At 61.0% G+C, this 20,656-nt stretch carries 14 protein-coding genes; 8 read left to right on the forward strand and 6 right to left on the reverse strand.

From position 1 onward, the window contains the following. Positions 1–27: 27 nt before the first annotated feature. Positions 28–2,577 carry a TonB-dependent receptor plug domain-containing protein gene (locus HMJ29_RS05025; protein WP_171590442.1) on the reverse strand — a complete coding sequence of 850 codons (2,550 nt, stop codon included), beginning with the start codon at positions 2,575–2,577 and terminating at the stop codon, positions 28–30. A gap of 195 nt (positions 2,578–2,772) precedes the next feature. Between HMJ29_RS05025 and HMJ29_RS05030 the strand changes: the two genes are divergently transcribed. Beyond that, complete coding sequence (locus HMJ29_RS05030) at positions 2,773–3,204, forward strand: META domain-containing protein (protein ID WP_171590443.1); 432 nt, start codon at positions 2,773–2,775, stop codon at positions 3,202–3,204. A gap of 85 nt (positions 3,205–3,289) precedes the next feature. Here the strand turns inward: HMJ29_RS05030 and HMJ29_RS05035 are convergent, their stop codons facing one another. Together HMJ29_RS05035 and HMJ29_RS05040 are read right to left on the reverse strand one after the other, a co-directional pair. Continuing rightward, entirely contained in the window at positions 3,290–6,193 is a 2,904-nt protein-coding gene (locus HMJ29_RS05035) for a TolB-like translocation protein (protein ID WP_244678786.1), read from the reverse strand. A 94-nt stretch (positions 6,194–6,287) separates the two neighbouring features. Continuing rightward, the gene (locus HMJ29_RS05040; protein ID WP_171590444.1) at positions 6,288–6,683 is read right to left on the reverse strand and encodes a hypothetical protein; all 396 of its coding nucleotides are present in this window, start codon (positions 6,681–6,683) and stop codon (positions 6,288–6,290) included. A 253-nt stretch (positions 6,684–6,936) separates the two neighbouring features. Between HMJ29_RS05040 and msrA the strand changes: the two genes are divergently transcribed. The 5 genes from msrA (at position 6,937) to HMJ29_RS05065 (ending at position 13,968) form a co-directional block, all read left to right on the forward strand. After that, complete coding sequence (gene msrA, locus HMJ29_RS05045) at positions 6,937–7,605, forward strand: peptide-methionine (S)-S-oxide reductase MsrA (RefSeq protein ID WP_171590445.1); 669 nt, start codon at positions 6,937–6,939, stop codon at positions 7,603–7,605. A gap of 225 nt (positions 7,606–7,830) precedes the next feature. Continuing rightward, positions 7,831–10,920: a PAS domain-containing protein gene (locus HMJ29_RS05050; RefSeq protein WP_171590446.1), complete on the forward strand. Its 3,090-nt coding sequence runs from the start codon at positions 7,831–7,833 to the stop codon at positions 10,918–10,920. 45 nt (positions 10,921–10,965) lie between these two features. Next, positions 10,966–11,775, forward strand: a complete 810-nt coding sequence (locus HMJ29_RS05055; RefSeq protein ID WP_171590447.1) for a PAS domain-containing protein — start codon at positions 10,966–10,968, stop codon at positions 11,773–11,775. Positions 11,776–11,857: 82 nt separating this feature from the next. Beyond that, on the forward strand, positions 11,858–13,033 hold the full coding sequence (locus HMJ29_RS05060) for a methionine aminotransferase (protein WP_171590448.1): 1,176 nt from the start codon (positions 11,858–11,860) through the stop codon (positions 13,031–13,033). Between the two features lie 155 nt (positions 13,034–13,188). Further along, positions 13,189–13,968, forward strand: coding sequence for an amidohydrolase (locus HMJ29_RS05065; protein WP_171590449.1), 780 nt, complete (start codon positions 13,189–13,191; stop codon positions 13,966–13,968). A gap of 92 nt (positions 13,969–14,060) precedes the next feature. On the opposite strand, the gene HMJ29_RS05070 is transcribed toward HMJ29_RS05065, so the two are convergent. Then, the gene (locus tag HMJ29_RS05070; protein ID WP_171590450.1) at positions 14,061–16,370 is read right to left on the reverse strand and encodes a T9SS type A sorting domain-containing protein; all 2,310 of its coding nucleotides are present in this window, start codon (positions 16,368–16,370) and stop codon (positions 14,061–14,063) included. 58 nt (positions 16,371–16,428) lie between these two features. Here HMJ29_RS05070 and HMJ29_RS05075 point away from each other — a divergent pair, with 58 nt between their 5' ends. Further along, a complete protein-coding gene (locus tag HMJ29_RS05075; protein ID WP_171590451.1) occupies positions 16,429–17,724 on the forward strand; it encodes a UDP-N-acetylmuramoyl-tripeptide--D-alanyl-D-alanine ligase in 1,296 nt (431 codons plus the stop codon). A 216-nt stretch (positions 17,725–17,940) separates the two neighbouring features. Here HMJ29_RS05075 and rfbC read toward each other — a convergent pair whose 3' ends face one another. Together rfbC and HMJ29_RS05085 are read right to left on the reverse strand one after the other, a co-directional pair. Beyond that, complete coding sequence (rfbC, locus tag HMJ29_RS05080; RefSeq protein WP_171590452.1) at positions 17,941–18,483, reverse strand: dTDP-4-dehydrorhamnose 3,5-epimerase; 543 nt, start codon at positions 18,481–18,483, stop codon at positions 17,941–17,943. A gap of 33 nt (positions 18,484–18,516) precedes the next feature. Next, positions 18,517–19,656 (reverse strand): glycosyltransferase family 4 protein, encoded by a 1,140-nt coding sequence (locus HMJ29_RS05085; RefSeq protein ID WP_171590453.1) that lies wholly within the window; start codon positions 19,654–19,656, stop codon positions 18,517–18,519. A gap of 152 nt (positions 19,657–19,808) precedes the next feature. On the opposite strand from HMJ29_RS05085, the gene HMJ29_RS05090 reads away from it, so the two are divergent. Further along, the gene (locus HMJ29_RS05090) at positions 19,809–20,576 is read left to right on the forward strand and encodes a c-type cytochrome (RefSeq protein WP_171590454.1); all 768 of its coding nucleotides are present in this window, start codon (positions 19,809–19,811) and stop codon (positions 20,574–20,576) included. Positions 20,577–20,656 lie beyond the last annotated feature (80 nt).

The following is a 20,656-nucleotide window of genomic DNA, read 5'->3' on the forward strand; positions in this document are numbered from 1 at the left end:
GCCGCGAATTTCAGTACAAGTGCAGGCTTATTTTTGGTCGAGCACCGCCAAGCTGGTTTCGGCTACTACGGGCTGGCCACCCCCCGAAACGCCCTCTACGGCCGCCCGGAACGTACCGCCCTGGTCAGAAGCGTAAAACGTAACCTGGGCGTTGCCGGAAGCCGGCACTTGCAGCCTGGGCAACCAGTAGAGTGTGGTAGTGCGGGGGTCAGGCTTGGGACTGCTGGCGCCCGCATAGTGGGGGGCGTAGAACTGCCGGGCCCGGTAAAAAGCCGGCAGGGTGCGCACGAGTATACCGGCGGCCGGGGAGCGGGAAGCATCAGCAGAGCCTCCGCGTTTGGTAAACACGGCAATAACCCCGTTGCCGCCCTGTGAGCCATAAATAGCTGCCGCCGCTCCTTTGAGCACCTCAATCCGCTCCACATCATTCGGCATAATTCCCAGCAGGCCATCGGCATCCAGCATGGGCATACCATCCAGCAGAAACAGCGGTTGGGAAGAGCCCGAGAGAGACGATATTCCCCGAATCAATACCTGGTATGAGTAGCCACTGCGCGTTACGGTTACGCCCGGCACGCGCCCCTGCAACAGGTCGAAAATGTTGGTATAGGTGTTGGCATTAGGGATTTTGCTCAGGTCGAGGACGTTGCTGGCTTGTCCGTGCAGGGAGCGAGGGTCGTGGGCCGGAAGCTGCCGCTGCCCCTGAATGGTGACGTTGCGCAGCACAATGCCGCTCGTAGAATCAGGCCGGAACTGTTTCTCCAGCACCTGCTGCCGTCGGCTCCGCTGCCCGTAGGCCACTATTTCGGGCGGCGGGCTGGTAGAAGTGGGCAGTAGTGGTACCGGCAGCAGTTTGGTGGGCGCCGGCCACAGCTCATTCAGCTTGATCAGGACGTTACTTTTGCCCTTGTCCGTACGGGCCTGCAGCAGCACTTTGGTGGTGTCTTGGGCTGGCAAGCCCAGAAACAGAAAGTACCCCTCAGCGTTGGCATTGCCCACCGTTAGGGCCTTGGCATCTTTCTGAAGCAGGGTCAGGGAGCCATTGGGCACGGGCTTCTGGTTGGGGCGTATCAGTTGGCCACCCAAGCTAAGCGCCTGCTCTGCCGGGAACACGTACTCGGCGTTAGGCGGGGTATTGGTGAGCAGCTCTTTCCACACAAAACGGCTCCAGCCTTGGGTCAGCAGCAGATCATCGAGGGCGCGGCGGGTGGTGGCGTTAGGGTTGCGGAAGTAGTAGCCGGGGTTTTCTACGTAGCCGCGCAGCTCTGAAGTCAGCAGCAAGTGCGACTGCATGGTAGCATCAGTAGTGCCCGTGGCGGGCAAGCCGGCCGTGCTGACCACCGCCATTGAGAGCTCAGCCGGTGCAGGCTCGCCGGTGGGGGTGCGCACTTCTACCTGCATGGTTACCGCCTCCCGGGGCCGGTAAGTAGGTTTGTGCGGAGTGAGCGTTACTTGCAGACCCTGCTCCTCGGGCACAAACACCAGGCGCTCGGCACGGGCTACTTGCTGCCCATCAAAAACAGTGATATGCAGCAGCCCGGCCGGGAGCTTAGCCTTCGGAATGGAGGCCTGGTAGGTTTCGGCGCCGGCAATTTTGCCCTCACCCACAAACACCGGCATGCCCCGCACGTGCGCCACCAAGCGTAGGGTTTCTGGCGCGGGAGCTGCCCCAGCTGCCACCTGATGCCGAATATATACCTGGTAGTTGCCCCCAATCTCGCGCACGTTGAGGAGCCAACCGGCTGGCTGCACTGCCGGCAAGGGGTACGTGGCGGTGGTACCATCGGGCAGCGTAACGCGGGCATGGTAGCGGCGGCCGGCAGCGGGCGTAAACCCAAGAGAGCTCATACCCAGCGCAGGTGTGCTGAAGGCGGCTACCTGCTGGTCTTGCTCATCCAGAATGTGGCCACTCACGGCAAGTCCTTGCCCGCTGGCAGTAGTAGCCTTTACGGCCAGCACCGTCTGCAGCCCGGCCACGTACTCGCCGCCTTCCGGGAAGAACTGCACATCGGGCTTGCGGCTGGCTTCCAGCAGCCGGGCGTTGCGCCGGGCAGTGGCGGCTACCGTAGCGGCGCGGGCGCCTACTGAGCCTACTTCACTGGCTCCAACCGATGCCTGCCACACTGGCACCCTCCGCGAAAAGAACAGCTCTTCGCCCTGGTTTCGCATCCAGCTGGTGTAGGCCCGGAGGGTGTACACGCCCTGCGCCAGGGTATCGGGCAATACAATGTCGCCCTCGGCCAGGCCGCCGCGCAGGGAGAGCGTGCGCCGAAACGCCACTTGCCGGTTGGGCGCCACCATATCCACGTACAGCACGCGGCTCATGGAGTCGAGCTGGTGCGACTGGCCATTGAGCACGTAGGCTTTAAACCACAGCGTTTCGCCGGCGGCGTAGGCCACTTGGTTGGTGTGCAGGTAGCTGACTTCGGGCGGCGCCTCGTTGTAGAAAGCTTGTAACCGCGTCAGGATATAGGTAGCGGGGGTGTTGTCGGGGGCTTGGAAGGCGGCGCTGCCAGCCCCAAGCAGGGCTAAGGTTACCACGGCCAGCCCTGGCCGCCGCAGGCGGAATAACTTCATAAGATCGGGTAGCGGGAATAATAGATAAGGCTTAAAGTTGATGATTAATCTGGTCTTCGCACGGGTTTACACTGCTTAATGCGGTACTTGCGGCCGGGCCATGCAACTGTTTGCCTCCGCTGCGGCTCTCTTGCCTGTTACCACTGGCCTAGGCCAGTGCCCGGTTACCTTCCCCACCGCTCTTTATAGTTTGCTATGTTTCGTTCGGTACTCTCTTGCCTGGCACTTTCCTTGTCGTTGGTGCTCAGCAGCTGCACCAAAGGTGATGAGCCCGTGCCCGCGCCGGTGTACCTACTGGATCAGCGCTGGGTTCTGACGGAGATAAAGGGCAAAGAAACTCCCAAAAACGCCACGGCCGACTTACTCCTGCAAGCGGCCAGCAATGCGTATATCTGCCACTCCTACTGCAACCAGCTTATGGGCACGTATGAGTTGGCGGCCGGCACCCCGGCCCTGCATTTCCCCACGGGTGGCTCTACATTCGCGCTTTGCAATGAGATTGAGGCAGAAACTGCCTACAGCGCCGCCCTGCACCAAACGGCCCGTTACGTCATCAGCAACCGCACCCTTCGGCTCTACGGGGCCGAGTCGGGGCAACCGCTCCTCGTTTTCCGGGCCGCCGACTAGTTGGCTCTACCCCGGAATGACAAAGGCCGCCCTCTGGAGAGAAGGGCGGCCTTTGTCATTCCGGGGGCACTTGGCTCAAACCTACTTAGAACCCTACGTTCAGCACCAATCCCTGCAACTCCCAGGCGCGGGTTTGGGAGTTATAGAAGGTGCGCACTCCCGCCTCCAGCGGGGTACGCAGGCGCAAGGGGTTAAATACAAAAGATAGGTCGAAGCCCGTGGAGTAATCAGTGCGATGCACCAGCAGGTTTTCGCCGGAGGGCAGCAATACGCGGCTGCTGCCGGCGGCCCTATCATAGAAAGCTACTCCTTTGAGGCGCTGGATGTAGAGCCAGCGGCCCAGCTCCCAGTGCACATCGGCCAGGGGCAGGCGGTACTCGGCGCTGAGCACGTTCAGACGGTCGAGGCTCACGTAGCTCAGCCCGCGCGGGTAAAACACGGTGGTGCCAAACCGGTATTGGTTCTGCTGCTGCCACTGGTAGCCCCCCCTGAGCCGGATGCTGTGGTGCGCCCCAATTCCCGGCAGGTATACCCCGGCCTGCGCACTCCGCTGCCGGGCATCTAGGCCAGTGCCGAAGGGCGTACCGCGCCACGCCACGCTAGCCGTCTGGCCCCAGCGCGGGCCCACGTCGCGGCGGCTCTGGCGCAGGGTGCGGGCGTAGGCCACACTGCCGGTTAGCACATGCAGGCTGCGTCCAAAGCCTACCTCCGTAACGGAGCGAACCGGTAAATCATAGCCCCGCACCATTTCCATCTGGTAGTAGCCGCCCACCGTGAGCGACTGCTGCATGCGGGAGTGGGTTAGAATGAGAGGCAGCCGGGCGCCCGCCAGCAGGCGGGTGTACTGCCACTGGTCTTCCAGCAGGCCGCCATCGCGGGTGAGCACAGAAGTGCGGCGCTGCCCGGCGGTCAGGCCCACATCCAGCACGGGCCACAGGCCCTGGTAACTAACATCTACGGCGGCGCTGCCCGTGCGCTCTACGCCATCATAGCTCACGCCCGCTATAGCTTGGGTGGTGCTTAATATATCCTGGGAGCGCACGCCCAACACCAGGCCACTGCCCGAGGCGCTTTGTACCACGCCCCAGCTGTAGGCGTTGAGGGCGTGAGGCAGGCGGCGGTAGCGCGAGACGGGCAGCGCCGCAGCGCTTGAGTCGGGGCCGGGCACAATGGGGCCAACCAGGGTCTTGCCGGGCTCCTGCTGAGCCAGGGCCGCCGCGTAGCGGTCGGGGGTGCCGGCCAGGGCAGGCACGGGCCGCCACTGAGCCGGGTTCAGGGGCATCTCTACTACCCTACTGCCCTGGGCCCGAAACTCATGGAAGGCCAGCCGCTGCCCATCCGGCGACACCGCCGCATGGTAGGCACCAATAGGCCTAGACGTAACCTGGCGCACTTCGCCGGTGCTCGTTTGCACCGCGTACACGTTATCGATGCCGGAGCGCGGGGAGTTGAACAGCACGTACTCGCCCCAGGGCTGCGGGTTCGACAGGTTGTCGTTGGCGGCGGGCAGCACCGTGCGGGCCAGGCCAGTTTGGGCATCAAGCAGCACCAGCGCTTTGCCGGCCGGCTCTAGCCGCACGGCGGCAATGGAGAGGCCATCGGCGGTCCAGCGGGGCTGCAGGTAATGGTAGTTCTCGGGGTTAGGGAAAGTCCGGCGTACGTCGCCCGTTTGGGCATCCACCACGTGCACCCGCTGCTGGTAGGCTGAGTCGGAGCTGACGGTGAGCAGCTGACGGCCATCGGGTGAGAGTACGGCGGCGGCGTAGCGGGTGCGGCGGCCGGGCCGCGTAAGCTCTCCGGTGGCCAGGTTCAGCACCCGCAGCTCAGAGTACACGCGCTGCTGCCAGCGAGGGTCATACCGAAACTCCACCCAAGCCACCTTTCCACCACCCACGGAGAGCATCTCGGGGTTGTTCCAGAGGCCTAGCTGCTGAACTTGCTGCTCAGAGCCCTGGCGGCTCAGCCGCACCAGCTGCGGAATGTGGCCCAGGCCACTCTTTACGGCCAGCACGGTACCATCGGTGAGGTACTGCGGGTACTGGTACTCGGTAAACACGCGCTGGGAAGCCTCCTGGCGCAAATCGGTGGCGGGCGTAAGCTCCAGCTGGGCCTGCTCCTGGCGCCAGGTGCTATCCAGCTCCTGCATGGTGCGGCGGTAAAGGTCATCTACCCGCAGGCCGGTCTGGCGGCGCGTTTTATCGGAAAACGAAAACGGATAGATCGGGAACTGGTAGTAGCGGTTGAGCACGTCGCTCCACACGGTGGGGCCGGCAGTGCGCTTGAGGCGGGTAGTGAGGAAGTAGCCCAGCACGTAATGGTTGGGCACATTATCACGAAACGAGCCGGCCACCGCCTTGCTGTAAGAGTAGGTGCGGCCAGCCAGCAGGTTAGCGCGCAGGCCGATATCAAAGTTCGGAATGCGCCCCCGGCCGCTACGGGTCAAGGCGGTTTCTGTGCCTACGGCGTCGCCCTCAAAAAACCAGTCGGGTACGCCCAGCGTCAGCAGACCCACGCCCCCATAGCCAGCTACCACGTAGGCCAGTCGGCCCAGGTGCTGGCGGGCTTTTTCGTACTGCACCACGTGGCGGTACTCGTGCACGCTCAGCTCATCAAGCCAGTCGAGGGTGCCGGTGAGGAAGGGGGCTTGGGGAAAGCTGCCGTAGAACTCAGAGTGGCGGGGCAGCAGCGTCACGAAGCCGTTGCCGATGGTGTTCTGGCTTTGCAGCACCACTGAAATAGGGCGCGGGGGCCGTTGCAACGAGGCGCTAACGGGCTGGTACACCTGCTCTAGCCGGCGGGCCGTGCGCTGGGCCGTGGCCTCAAACCCGGTGGGGTACAGCACCCGGAAGTGGGGCGTACGCACCTCATACCAAGGCAAGGAGGCGGGCGTCTGCTGCTCAACGGGCAGCAGCGTTTGGGCCAGAACAGGCCAGAGGGGCGCTAGGCCTAGCGCGGCAACAAGTACGCCGCGACGCAGATGATGAGACACGTATTGCTAGTTATACCAGTGGATTGGTAAATATAGCTTCTGGCGCCGCTGCGGCACTACCGGCGGCCGGGCAGGCCACCTTATCAGCGCCATATTACATTTGTTTCAGCCACGCTTCCGCCGTATCGTAGGCGTCAAACGTGAGAATAATGGGGCGCGTGGTGTGCTGCAGGGTGAGGTCGGTGGAGAGGCGGCTGTACATGTTGGGCGAGTACACCCAGGCAAAGTACTCCAGGCCACTTTCAGCCATGGCCGGAAACCACTCCTGCCCACCCCACTCGGCGGCATCGGCCCACATGCTGGTTACACGGCGGTTGTCGTTGAGCACTTTGTGGCAACGCTCGCTTTTCAGAAACTGCAGCATCATCAGGCAGCCTGTTTGCACCGAGGTCAGGTCCTGATTTCCAATCCAGTCTACATACAGCCATTCATTGACGTAATCATAGGAAATGGTGATGTAAGGCTCTTCGTGCAGGATGCGTAATGACATAAACAAGATGGTGGGCATACTGCCACCGGGGCGCCTTACGGTTGGGTTTGCGCAAAGGTTGTGCTGGAGCTTATTGAGTGGCCGCTACCTGCAGCACAAAAACCCATTTCACGCTGCCTACCCCCATCGGAGCCATACCGGCCGGGTACCCCGGAATTATTTTGGCGCTACTACGCTTACCTGCGCAGCTCCCGGGCCTACGTCCGACAGAGCGCAGCTTACCGTATATGAGCTACACGACATTTAACGCAACATGCAACATTTGAAAACCTACCTGCTAGGCCTGCTGCTCACCTTGGTGGCCTGCACCCAAGACCGCCCCGCCGATGCCCAGTCCCTCAGCCGCTCTACCGCCGGCAAGGCGCCTACCAACCTGCAAGGCCTGGCCGAAGCCACCTTCGCGGGCGGCTGCTTCTGGTGCACCGAGGAGATTTTTGAAGAGCTTAAGGGGGTAAAAGAGGTAGTATCGGGGTACAGCGGCGGCAAAGAAGCCAACCCCACCTACGAGCAGGTGGGCAGTGGCCGCACCAGCCACGCCGAGTCTGTTCAGGTGTACTACGACCCCAAGCAGATCAGCTACGCCACGTTGGTTGATGTGTTTTTGCGGGCCGGTCACGACCCCACCACCCTCAACCGCCAGGGCCCCGATGCGGGTACCCAGTACCGCTCTATTGCCTTCTACCGTACGCCCCAGGAAAAGCAGATTATTGACGCCGCCATTAAGCGCGTGAATGCCTCCCACCAGTACTCTGACCCCATTGTAACGCAGGTGCTGGCCTACACCAGGTTCTGGCCCGCCGAGGATTATCACCAGGGATACTTCCGGCTGCACCCCAATGAGCCGTACGTGCGCAGCGTGTCAACGCCCAAAGTGGAGAAGTTCCGGCACAAGTTTCCGGAGCTGCTGAAGAACCCACTCTAGGCCAATTACGTGCTCTTTTTAAAAGCCCTGCTTCTTTCCGGAGCGGGGCTTTTTTTGGTTACTGCCGCCCGGCCAATGCGCCTGTTCTGCCAGGAGCAGGCGGCCCAGGCACTACGGAAGAATAAACCACTCCGGCGCTGGTAAACTCTTGGGGGCGTCTATCTTTGACGATGGCCTTTGTTGCCACGCAGTCTTCCCTCGGTCAATTCCCCAATCCCTGTTCTTATGACTGCCGACCCGGTTGACTTCGAGCTTTTGTTCGATGTGCTGCCCTCTCCCCACCTGGTGCTGCGGCCCGACCTCACCCTGCTGGCCCTGAACGACGCCATGTGCCGCCTGCTCAGCTGTGAGCGGCCCGCTGTTGTTGGGCGCCCTATTGCCGAAGTGTTTGCCGTAGGCGCTGTGGTAGGTCCTGCCCAGCCTCAGGACTGGCAGGAGGCGCTTGAGCAAGCCAAAGAGCAACAGGTGCCGCAAGTACTGGAGGCGCAGCAGTTCATTCACTCTGCCCCCGATGGCACCGAGTTTCTGCGCTATTGGCAGATGACCCTGCAGCCGGTAGTTGCCGCTACGGGTGGCCTACGGTATTTGCTGTGCCGCTGCCTTGATGTAACAGACCAGGTGCGCCTACAGCAGCAGGGCAAGTTCAACTACGAAAGCTTCACGCTGCTGGCCCGCGCCACCCACGATGTTATCTGGGACCATGACCTGCGCACCGGGCATCTGTGGCGCAATGAGCTGTTCAGCAGCCTGTTCGGGCATCCCATTAACTCCGAAACGAGTAACCGTGCCTTTTGGCAAAGCTGCGTGCACCCCAACGACTGGCCCGCACTGGAGCAGTACATCCATTCCTTGATGGCCGAGGCGGCCGTGGCCGGCAACGCGGAATACCGCCTGCGCCGCGCCGACGGCACCTGGGCCGAAGTAGCAGACCGGTTTTACATTGTCCGCGACGATAAGGGCCAGCCCCTGCGGATGCTGGGGGCCATGCAGGACGTAACCCAGGCGCGCGACACGGAGCGGGCTCTGCACCAGAGCCTGACGCAGTTTCAGCTGCTCGCCGACTTTGTGCCGCAACTCATCTGGAGTACGAATGCGCAGGGCCAGCTCATCTACATCAACCAACGGTGGCAGGAATACACCGATGAAACAGCAGAGTTGCTGTCGGCCGACGACCTGTGGCTGCACCAACTGCACCCCGACGACCGCCTGCACACCCAGCAGCGGTGGCAGGAGGCGTTGCGCTCAGGCCAGCTTTACGAGTGCGAGTACCGCTTACGGAGCCGCCTCAGGCAGTACCAGTGGTTTCTGGCCCAGGCCCTGCCCGTGCGCAACGCCGCCGGCGAGATTGAGCAGTGGTTTGGCACCTGCACCAACATTGACGAGCAAAAACGCGCCCAACTGCTACTGGCCGAAAAAGACCAGCAGCTGCAGTACATCGTGGGGGAAGTGCCGGCCTTGCTGGCTACGCTGCTGGGCCCCCACCATGTGGTGGGCTTCATCAACAACAACTTCAACCGCTTTTTAGGTGGCCAGGTACGGCCGGGCCAAACTGCCCAGGCCGCCGCCCCGGTGCTGGCCCAGCAAGGTTTGCTGGATATTCTGGACGAGGTGTACCGCTCGGAGCAGCCTGCCAGCGGCCATGAGCAGCTGGTGCTACTACCTGCTCACTCAGGTGGCCCGGCGCAGGAGTATTACTTTGATTTTGTGTGCCGCCCCCTGCACGACGACCACCACCAGATTCAGGGCATACTGGTATTTGCCGTTGATGTCACCGACCGGGTGCGGGCCCGCCACCGCATAAGCGACCTGGATGCCGAGCTGCACCGCCAGGATGAGCTGCTGCGCCAGATGCTGGAGTCACTGCCCCAAATGACCAGCATCATTGGGCCCCAGGGAAACATGGAGTACGCCAGCCCGCAGTGGTTTACTTACACCGGCCAAACCCTCGACGACTTACCCCAGGCGTGGCAAAGCGCCATTCACCCTGCCGACGTAGCTTCAAGCTCAACCCTGTTTGAGCAGGCTCAGGCTACCCGGCAAGGCTACTCTCAGGAAATCAGGTTGCGCAGCCGGCACGGGCAGTACCGCTGGCACCTCAACCGCATGGTGCCCGCCTTTAATAACGAAGGCCACATTCACCGGTGGTACGGCATCAGCACTGATATTCATGAGCAGCGTCTGCTGGCGGAGGAGCTGCGGCGCAGCGAAGAGCAGTTCCGCTTCCTGGCCGAAACCATTCCGGCTATTGTCTGGACGGCCCGCCCCGACGGCCAGATTGAGTACCTCAACTCCCGCTGGCCCGACTTTACGGGTGTGCCCGTGGAGAAAACGCTGCAGGAGGGCTGGGCCACGCTTATCCACCATGAGGAGGTAGAAGACTCGCTGGCCCAGTACCAGTACAGCATGCAAACCGGCGAAAACCTGAACATGGAAAGTCGCTTGCTGGATGTGCGCACCGGCCGCTACCGCTGGTACCTGCACCGGGCCCAGGCGCTGCGCACCCCCGACAACACCATTGTGCGCTGGTTTGGCACCACCACCGATATTGATGACTACAAACGAGTGCAGCAGCGCCTGGAGGAGCGCAATGCCGAGCTTACCCGCACCAACCAGGACCTGGACTACTTTGTGTACACGGCCTCCCATGACCTGAAGCAGCCCATCAACAACATGGCGGGCATCTTCCAGGAGCTGGTCCGGACGGCCTCCTTCCACGACCCCGATGCGGCCAAACTGGTATCGATGTTTGAGAAGGCACTCCACCAGATTTACGGCACCATTCACGACCTCTCGGAGCTGGTGCAGGTGCAGAAGCTGCGCCACGAGGTGCCGCTGGAGCTGGTAGATCTTTCCTCTCTGACCCAGGAAGTGCTAATCAGCATTGCTGAGCCCCTGGAGCTGCTACAGGCGGAGGTAACCACAGACTTCTCGGCAGTGCCGGCCTTGCCTTTTGTGCGCCCCAACCTGCAAAGCGTGCTTTACAACCTGCTCAGCAACGCCCTGAAGTACGCCTCACCCAACCGGCGCCCCCAGGTGCACCTGAGCACCCTGCTGGAGGAGGGCCAACCCGTGCTGCTGGTGCAGGATAATGGCCTGGGCATAGACTTGGCCCGGTATGGCAGCGAGATGTTTCAGATGTTCCGGCGCTTTCATGACCACGTGCCGGGCTCGGGCATGGGACTTTACCTCGTCAACCGTATCATTCAAAGCCATGGCGGCCGTATTTCCGTAGAAAGCCGGATAGGCGAGGGCACTACCTTCCGGTTGTATCTGCCTCTTTTAGACGAAGCGGGGATGCCCCCGGCAGAATCTTGATTTTAAGCTCGTATTTTTCTGACGCTCAAGCTATCTACCCCCTCTATGCTCTGGTCTGATACCATTGAAACGGTTGCTGGTCGCCAACTAATGCGGGAACTACAGCCTGTTCCCATGCTTGATGCGCTACCCCACCTGGCCTGGCTCGCCACCCCCGACGGCACCGTTATTCATTGCAACGCCCGCTGGTTTAGCTACACCGGCGCCCCAGAGTATGTGCTGGCCGACGGAGGATTCATTGAATACCTGCACCCCGATGACCGCGCCGACGCCGCCGACGCGCAGCTGCGCCACCTGCCCAGTGGGCAGTCGTTGGAGCTGCATTTGCGCTGGCTAGGCCAGGATGGACGCTACCGCTGGTACCTTGATCGGGTGGTGCCGCTGTACTCCGGCACCGGAGAAATGCTGGGCTGGCTGGGCACCTCCACGGATATTGATGAGCAGAAGCGGACCGAAATGCAGGAGCGCCGCGGCCGGGAGCTGTTTGAGCTAATGGCCCGGGCCACCAACGACCTGATCTGGGATTGGGACATCAACTCGGGCCGCATGTGGTATAGTGAGGAGTTCTGGCAGCTCGTAGGCCACCCGCCCCGCCCCAACACCGAAACCATTGCCTTCTGGCTCAGCCTGATTCACCCGGATGATCTGGACCGGGTAACCAGTGGGGTGCAGTCAGACCTGACCACCACCTCTAAACTGCTGGAATCTCAGTACCGCCTGCGCCGGGCCGATGGCCGCTACCTCACTATTCAGGACCGCGCCTGCGTGATTCACGACGCTACGGGCCTGCCCGTGCGCATGGTAGGCGCCATGCGCGACGTGAGCAGCGAGGTAACGGCTGTTTCTTATAGGTAGCTGCCAGTTGTCGCAAAGGCGCTAGGCCACCTGGGGCAGCGTGCGTACTTTGGGAAATATCTAATTCAGCTATTCACTTTGCATGGCCCTGCCTTCGCTTCGCTCCAAGCTGCCTGATGTAGGCACGAGCATTTTTTCGGTAATGACCCAGCTGGCCCAGGAGCACGGGGCCATTAACCTGGCGCAAGGGTTTCCCGACTACGACCCACCGCAGGCGTTGCTGGAGGCCTTGGCCCACCATGTATGCACTTCCGGCCACCAGCAGTACGCCCCCATGCCGGGCCTGCCGCGGTTGCGCGAGGCTATCAGCCAGAAAACGGCCCATGTGTATGGGGTTGCCGCCCCCGACCCGGCCACCGAAATTACCGTAACCAGTGGCGCCACCGAGGCGCTCTATGCGGTGCTGGCAGCCGTGGTGCACCCCGGCGATGAGGTGCTGGTGCTGGAGCCCGCCTATGATTTGTATAGCCCGGCCATTCGGCTGCAGGGTGGGGTGCCCGTGTACGTGCCCCTTACCTTACCTGATTTCCGGCCCGATTGGGACCAGGTGCGCGCGTCCCTCACACCGCGCACCCGCCTCGTTATGCTTAACACGCCCAACAACCCCACCGGGGCCGTGCTTACCCCCCACGACTTAACCACCCTGGCCGAGCTACTGCGCGACACCAACACCCTGGTGCTCAGCGATGAGGTATACGAGCACATGGTATTTGACGGACACGCTCACCACAGTGTGCTGCAACATCCTGAGCTGCGCGAACGGGCCTTTGTGCTGTCATCGTTTGGCAAAACGTATCATGCTACCGGCTGGAAGGTGGGGTATTGCATTGCGCCGCCGCCACTCACCACGGAGTTGCGGCGCGTGCACCAGTTTGTAACCTTTAGTGTAAGCACCCCCACCCAACATGCCCTGGCCGATGTGCTGCCAGATACCGCCCTGTTTGAAATGCTGCCTACCTTTTACCAACAAAAGCGCGACCTGTTTCGGGAGCTGCTGGCACCTACGGGCTTGCGGCTGCTACCGGTAGCTGGTGCCTACTTTCAGGTGGCTGACTTCCGCGGCCTAGCTCCCGGCACCGACGACGTAACGTTTGCCCGCCGCTTAACCCAGGAAGCCGGAGTGGCCGTAGTGCCAATTTCAGCGTTTTACCACGATGGGCAAGACCACGGCCTGGTGCGTTTCTGCTTTGCCAAGCAAGACAGCACGCTACAAGCCGCCGCCCAGCGTTTACAGCAAGCCCTGCCTTATGGCTCATAAACCACAGCAGCAAAACCAAGGCCTGGCCCGCTTCACAGGAGTTTGCTGAGCGCGGCGCCAGAAGTGAAGCGCAAAAGTAGTACGCCCGGTTTCGGTCATTCTACTTTATCTTTTACCTACTATTTCTCTCTCCATCACCTGCAACACTCACGGCTTTGTCTGACCTAACTGTCTCCTTCGTGCAGGCGTCCTTGCAATGGCACGATCCGCACACCAACCGCCAGGATTTAGGGCGGCATATTGACAAGATTTCCATCAGCACCGACCTGATTGTGCTGCCGGAAATGTTTACCACGGGCTTCAGCATGAGCGCCAAAACGCTGGCAGAGCCCATGCAAGGTCCCACCTTGCACTGGATGCAGGAGGTGGCCGCCCAACGCAACGCCGTGGTAACCGGCAGTATTATCGTAGCAGAAGCCGGCAATTTCTACAACCGGCTGCTGTGGGTGCGGCCCGATGGCACCTTCAGCTACTACAACAAGCGCCATCTTTTCACGATGGCCAAGGAGCACGAGGTGTTTACCGCTGGCACTGAGCGCCTGATGGAGGAATGGCGCGGCTGGCGCATCTGCCCCCTGGTTTGCTACGACCTCCGCTTTCCGGTATGGAGCCGCAACCAGCCAGAAAACCCCTACGACCTGCTCCTGTACGTGGCCAACTGGCCCGCCACCCGCCGTACCGCCTGGATTACGCTGCTGCGGGCCCGAGCCATTGAGAACCTGGCCTACACCATTGGGGTAAACTGCGTGGGCATTGATGGCAACAGCATTTCATATGCCGGCGACTCAGCCCTGCTAGATATGCGGGGAGAATATCTGGTGGAAGTGGGCAACCAGGAAACCAGTATTACCCGCTCCTTGCGCCGCGCCGACCTGGAAGCCTTCCGGGAGCGGTTCCCGGCCCTGCAGGATGGCGACGCCTTTACTCTCACGTAAGTCTCGGCACCATAGTCTTTTAGCCACCGGCCCCTGATAGCAACCTTGGCTATCAGGGGCCGGTGGGGTTTCAAAGCGCTGCGGATGTTAGCTTACTGTACTACCAGCCGCTTCACGGCCTGCTCGCCCCCTTCGGTTTCGCAGCGTATTAAGTAAACACCCGGCGCTAGGCCAGTCAGGGAAAGCGTGTGCGTGCGTTGCGCCTGGGCCTGCCTGCGCAGTACGCGGCCCGTTATATCAAGCAGCGTAAACCGTATGGGGCGGGGCGCTTCAATGGTAACGGTGGTGGCGGCCGGGTTGGGATATAGCTGCAGCGGTAACGCAGTAGTGGCCGGCGTGGCCGCCAGTACCCGGCTGCGGACTCCAAAGGAAAGCACCCCTCCTGCTTCCATGCCCAGGTACAGCTCCGGGCTGCCATCCTGATTGACATCGGCTGCGGCCGGTGCAAAGCGGGCCCGCGACACTGTTCCGAACCGGGAGTTTTGGAACTGGCCCAGCAACGGGTTAAAGAACAGATCGGTGCGGGGCAGGAAGGCACCCGTTTGCGCCCGGAAATTGGAGTAGAGTCGCACCTCACCTGAGCCATCGGCAGTCAGCAAATCCGGGAACGTGTCGCCATCGAAGTCAGCTACTACGGGGTGTAAGTTACCGGGGCGGGAACCATCACTTGTCCTGATCTGGCCGTAGTCGCTATTGATAAGCGTGAACGACTGGCCTAGGTTACCCACCCCGGAGTTGCGGTAGTAGCGCAGGGAGGCCCCCGGAATATCAGAGGAATTTAGGTTGGTGCCCAACAGCAAGTCCACTATCCCGTCGCCGTCTACATCTGTGAAGCAGGGCGCGTCATTAACCCAGGTAGAAATGGTACCCAGCGTAGTAGCCGCGCCAAACGCAGCGGCCTGCCCCGCAGGGGCCGTGTTTAGCATAACCGATAGCGGTACCGCCGCATCGGTAATAGTACCGGCGCTGTTTACTGTGCGTTGGGTGCTGGTGAAGGCCAGGTCCAGCTTGCCGTCGCGGTTCAGGTCTACCAAAGCAGGTTTGATGGCGACTAAATGGCGGCTTGACAGGCCTAGGTAGTCGTTGGTAACCAGCTGAAACACCGGCTTGCTGGCCGTGCCCACGTTGCGGTAGAAGCTCAGGGTAGCGCGGTACCGCTGGTTGGGCGTATTGCGGCTGGTGCCCCCAATGAGCATATCCACTAGGCCGTCGCCGGTCAGGTCACCAAAGGTGGGAGCGGCGGCTTCACTGACGTCCAGCATGCCTTCCTGTAGGAAGTTGTTTTGCTGGAAAGCATAGGCCGGGACACCCGCGGCGCTGGTGTTGCGGTAGAGCTGCACCGAGGCGCGAGTGTCAACGGTGTCAGTATTGTCGTAGAGGTTGGGCGCCACTACCATATCGGGGCGGCCATCAAAGGTTACGTCAACCAGGTACGCCGACGGGAAGTTGGGCAACCGCACGGGCGTAGTGCCCGCCGGGAAGTTTAGGTTCATGCCTGCGGCCGTCATGCGGGCCAGTTGCGCAGTACCATCATTGCGCAGGCTGATCAGCTCAGCGCAATTGTCGCGTGCGGTCAGCGCGTCCAGGTCGCCGTCGCCATCTAGGTCTACCACCTCCAGGTTGAAACCACCCGTGTGGCTCGGCCGGGGCTCAGCGCGGCACTGGTCGGGGGCAAAAGCAAACCCCGTGCAGCCCGATAAGCAGGCCGTGATGCCGCCCCAGTAGTTGGTTTCCTCAACCATAGCCAGGCCGCCGCAGCCCGTGGTGGTAGAGTTGCGGTAGTAGTTGATGCTGGGCGACGTAGAAGCAAAATCATAAGTCAGGATATCGAGCCGCCCGTCGCCGTTCACGTCCTGAATAGCCGGCAGGTTGTAGCCGCCCGTGGTAATGTTCACGTTGCCGCCCGTAGGAGCCGGGTCGAAGTACGTGAGCTGGTTGGTAGTGAGCTGAAAGTTGGGCTGCCCGTTGGCGCCGGCCACGTTGCGGTATACCCGTATGTCGCCGCCGTTACCATACGTGAACAGGTCGGGGCGGCCGTCGCAGTCGTAGTCGCGCAGAAGCACCCAACCTTGCAGGCCACTCGGAAATAAGGCCTCGTACTCCGGGGCGTACTGCCAGGCTCGGCCCGCGCCGCTGGCCACGCTCAGGAATGTCATGGAGCGGGTAGTGGCCCTGTCAAACAGGTAGAGGTCGGGTTGCTGGTCGCCGTTGAGGTCGATGTTGGAAAATTGAGGCGAGTTTAGCCCCCCGGCCCAGGCGTTGCGCAGCGTATCGGTGCCGTGCACTACTTTTGCCACAGCCTTATGCTCAAACCCGAAGGGCTGAGTGGTTTGCGCCGCCCCCCGGCGGGTAGCCCCGGCCAGCAGTGCCGCCGTCAGCAATAGAAATATAAATTGACGCATCTAATACGAGTATTTTCGGCTACTTCTCACTTAGACTCCCAAGTTACGCATAAACAGTATGGCAGATCTCGCGGCGCTCTACGCCCGGTTTACGGCATCCACGGGCGTCAGCACCGACTCGCGCCAGCCCCAGAATGGCACCCTGTTCTTCGCCCTGAACGGCCCCAGCTTCCGGGGCCGCGACTTTGCGCCCCAGGCCCTGGCCAGCGGCGCCCGCTTTGCCGTGGTAGACGACGAAGAGCTGGTAGCCCAAGACCCCGCCCGCTACACCTTTGCATCTGACCCATTGGTGCTGCTGCAGGAGCTGGCCCGTTATCACCGCCGCCAGCTTAGCATTCCGGTGCTTGCTATTACGGGCTCAAACGGCAAAACCACCACCAAGGAGCTGGTGCACGCCGTACTAAGCCAGCGCTACCGGGTGCAGTACACGAAGGGCAACCTCAACAATCACATCGGGGTTCCGTTAACGTTGCTCACTATCCGGCCCGAGGAGCATGAGCTGGCTATTGTGGAAATGGGCGCCAACCACCAGGGTGAGATTGCACTGCTGTGCACTCTGGCGGAACCTACCCACGGCCTGATCACCAACATTGGTAAAGCCCACCTCGAAGGCTTTGGGGGTGTGGAGGGCATTGCCAAGGGCAAGAGCGAGCTATTCCGGTATCTGGCCAGCACAGGCGGCACCGCCTTCGTGAACACCCTGGACGCCCGCTTGCCCGGCCTGGCCGCCGTAGTGGAAAACCGCATCACGTACCCAGGCCCTACTGATACGTACCCTGCTGAGCTGCTGGGCGCCACACCCCAAGTAGCACTGCGCCTGTTTAACGGGGAGCCAGTAGAAGCTCAGATTACCGGCGATTACAACTTCCCGAACCTAGCCGCCGCCGCCGCCGTGGGCGCGTACTTCAACGTGCCCGCTGCCGCCATCAAAACTGGCCTAGCGGGTTACGCCCCCACCAACAACCGCTCCCAGCTGGTGCGCACTGCCTATAATGAGGTAGTGCTGGATGCCTATAATGCCAACCCCAGCAGCATGAGCGCCGCCCTGCGCAGCTTTGCCGCCCGCGCCGGCAGCCCCGCCGACAAAGTGGTAATCCTAGGCGACATGTTTGAGCTGGGCCCTGAAAGTGAAGCCGAGCACCGGGCCTTAGGCCAGTTGCTGCAGGAGTTGCCCCTTGAAACGGTACTGCTGGTAGGCTCCCACATGCAACATGCCCAGCACGGCCGCTTCCTGCACTTCACCACCAAGGCCGAAGCCGCCGAGTGGCTCCGTGCTAACCCCCTGCGTCACCGCCAGCTACTCATCAAAGGCTCCCGCGGCATGGGTCTGGAGACGTTGCTGGAGCTGGTATAGCGGTGTGATTGAGTTATTGACTGGAGGAGGCACGGCAAAGCAATCTTTCCTTGACGCTTACAGCCCTTCTGACGCAACTACAAAGCCCTTACTTCCATACTGGAGGTAAGGGCTTTTCTAGTCTTAAGGACTTCACGCATTGAGCAGGAAAGATTGCTTTGCCGTGCCTCCTCGCAATGACAGGTTAGGCCACTGCACTCAATCACTCAGTCACTATTAGAAGGGGCTTTGCAAGTCTTTTAACAGGGGCTGAATTTGGTCTTTGGGAGAAATAACCGGGTCGGTGAGCTGCCAGCGAATATTCAGTGCCGGGTCGTTCCACAGGAGGCCACCTTCGGAGCTGGGCTGGTAGTAGTTACTGCATTTGTAGAGGAAGAGCGTGTCGTCTTCGAGGGCAGCAAAGCCGTGGGCAAAGCCTACGGGCACGTACAGCATGTTGTAGCGGGTAGCGTCCAACTCCACGGCCACGTGCTGTCCGTAGGTGGGCGACTCGCGGCGGATGTCTACTACCACATCTAGGGCGCGCCCCTGGGCTACGCGCACCAGCTTGGCCTGGGCGTAAGGAGGGTGCTGAAAATGCAGCCCGCGCAACACGCCCCGCATAGAGCGCGACTGGTTGTCTTGCACCCAGTTTACGTCAACGCCGGCATCCCGCATTACCCGCTCACTAAACGACTCAAAGAAGGCACCGCGGGCATCGCCAAATACGCGGGGCGTAAACTCAACTACCCCAGCCAGGGCATGATGCTTAATCTCCATACAGGTGTACTTTTTTAGCTTCTAGGCGGTAAGTTAGGCAGATTTCGAAACGGGGTTACGGGCGGGCTTTACGGCCTCCACCACCCGCAAGTACTTCTCAAGCACAATTCGCTCGTCAAATTTTTGCTCCGCGAGCTGGCGCCCAGCCTGGCCCATTTGCTGTAGGCCACTATCTGACAGGCGCAGAACCTGCAGCATCTTGTCAGCTAGGTCTTGGGCGTTGCGCACTTCACACAGCAGCCCGTTCTGGCCGTGCACCACAGTTTCGCGGCAGCCGGGCACGTCAGTCGTGACGATGGGCTTGCCCATGGCGGCGGCTTCCAGCAGGGTTTTGGGGGTGCCCTCGCGGTACGAGGGCAGCACTACGCAATCGGCCTGTGCAATGTGCTCCGCTACGCTATCAGAAGTACCGAGGTACTCTACGTGGCCGGCCCGCAGCCACTGCTCCACTACCACGCGCTTCACGCCCACCCCCCCTGATTCATCAATACCACCCAGCAGCTGCACGCGGGTGCCGGGCACCGCCTCGCGCACTAAGCGGGCGGCTTCAAAGTATTCCTCCACGCCTTTCTCATACAGCACGCGCGCAATCATAAGAAAAGTGAAAGGCGTGTGGCGCGTAAACTCAGCGGCCGGCCTGAATTTATCGGTGTCGATACCAGAGCCGGGCAGCAGGTCGGTAATGGCGGGATTTACCAAGCCGTGTTCTACAAACAGCTGGCGGTCGTCGGCATTCTGGAAGAAAATGCGCTTCGGAAACCGAAATGCAAAGCGGTAGAGGCCTAGCGCAATTTTGCTCACGAAGTTCTTCACAATAAATACCGTGCCTAAGCCCGACACATTGTTTATGCTGGGAATGCCCGCCAAACGGGCGGCAATGGTGCCGTAAATGTTTGGCTTGATGGTATAGTGCAGCACCACATCGGGCCGCTCGCGCTGGTATATTTTGTAGAAGCGGCCAGTAAGTTGGGCATCTTTTACCGGGTTAGTGCCTTTGTTTTCCATCAGGATGGGCACGTAGCGGCACCCTAGCTCTGCTTCCAGCCGCGCCGAGTAGGCATCAGGCGGCGCAATGGCCAGCACCTCGTGGCCCGCTGCCTGCAACGCCTTTACCAGGCTGCGCCGAAAATTCCAGATATTCCAACTTGTATTGATGACAATGGCAACGCGCATCCTGAGCGGTATGTAGTAAAGCGCACCACTAGGCAATGGTGCTGGCACAAAGGTAGCGTTCCTACGCGCGGGGGCGTTTTCTGTTTTGTTACTTTCTGGATTTTCCGACCACTTACCCGGGCTAAGCGCCAGCAGATGTACCTTTGTGGCCTATGTCCGCCTCCCCAATTCTGTTGCGCCTGCACCTCCTGGTGATTCTGGCGTTTTTGCTGTTTTACGCCCTGAAAGCCGCTTTGCTGCTTCTTAACCGCCAGGAGCAGCTGCGCGCATTACGGGCCCGCACCCGCGTTGCCGACTCCCTGCTGGGTTTCTTGATTCTGCTTACTGGTGGTGTTCTGCTAGGTCAGTACCCCGGCCCTACCCCCAGCTGGCTGTGGGTGAAGCTAGGCTTGGTGCTGGTGCTCCTACCGGCGGCCATTGCCTCTATGCGCCGGCAGTTTAAACCGGGGGTAGTACTCACGCTGCTGGGGTTTGTGTACGTATATGGTCTCGCCGAAACCGGCAGCATCACCCTGCGCAAGCCCTCCCAACCAGCAACGTATGCTACCACCCCTGGCCTAGCCGAAGCCACTGCCACCCCCGATGCCGAAGCTCCCTCCCGCCTGGCCGAGCCCGACAATGCGCAAGACACAGAAACGGCCCTTGCTGCCGCCGCGGCCGCACAGGATGAGGTGGCTCCCACCGACGGTTTGGTGCAGGGGAAGGTGCTATTCCTGAAAAACTGCGCTGTATGCCACGGCCCCGATGGGCGCCTGGGCCTCAACGGAGCCCGTGACCTTACCAAGAGTAACCTCACTATGCAGGGCCGCATGTACCAGGTTACGCACGGCAGCCTAAGCAAGAAAATGCCCCCCTTTGCCGGTAAGCTCACTGATGAGCAAATTCAGCAGGTGGTAGCCTACTCGCTCACGCTACAGTAAAGGCTCCGGTACCTGCGGGCATCTTCCGGGCCTTTACTTCCGTTTACCTAGCTACACCTCCCTTTCTCCGTCCACTTTCT

Source organism: Hymenobacter taeanensis (assembly GCF_013137895.1).
Classification (GTDB): domain Bacteria; phylum Bacteroidota; class Bacteroidia; order Cytophagales; family Hymenobacteraceae; genus Hymenobacter; species Hymenobacter taeanensis.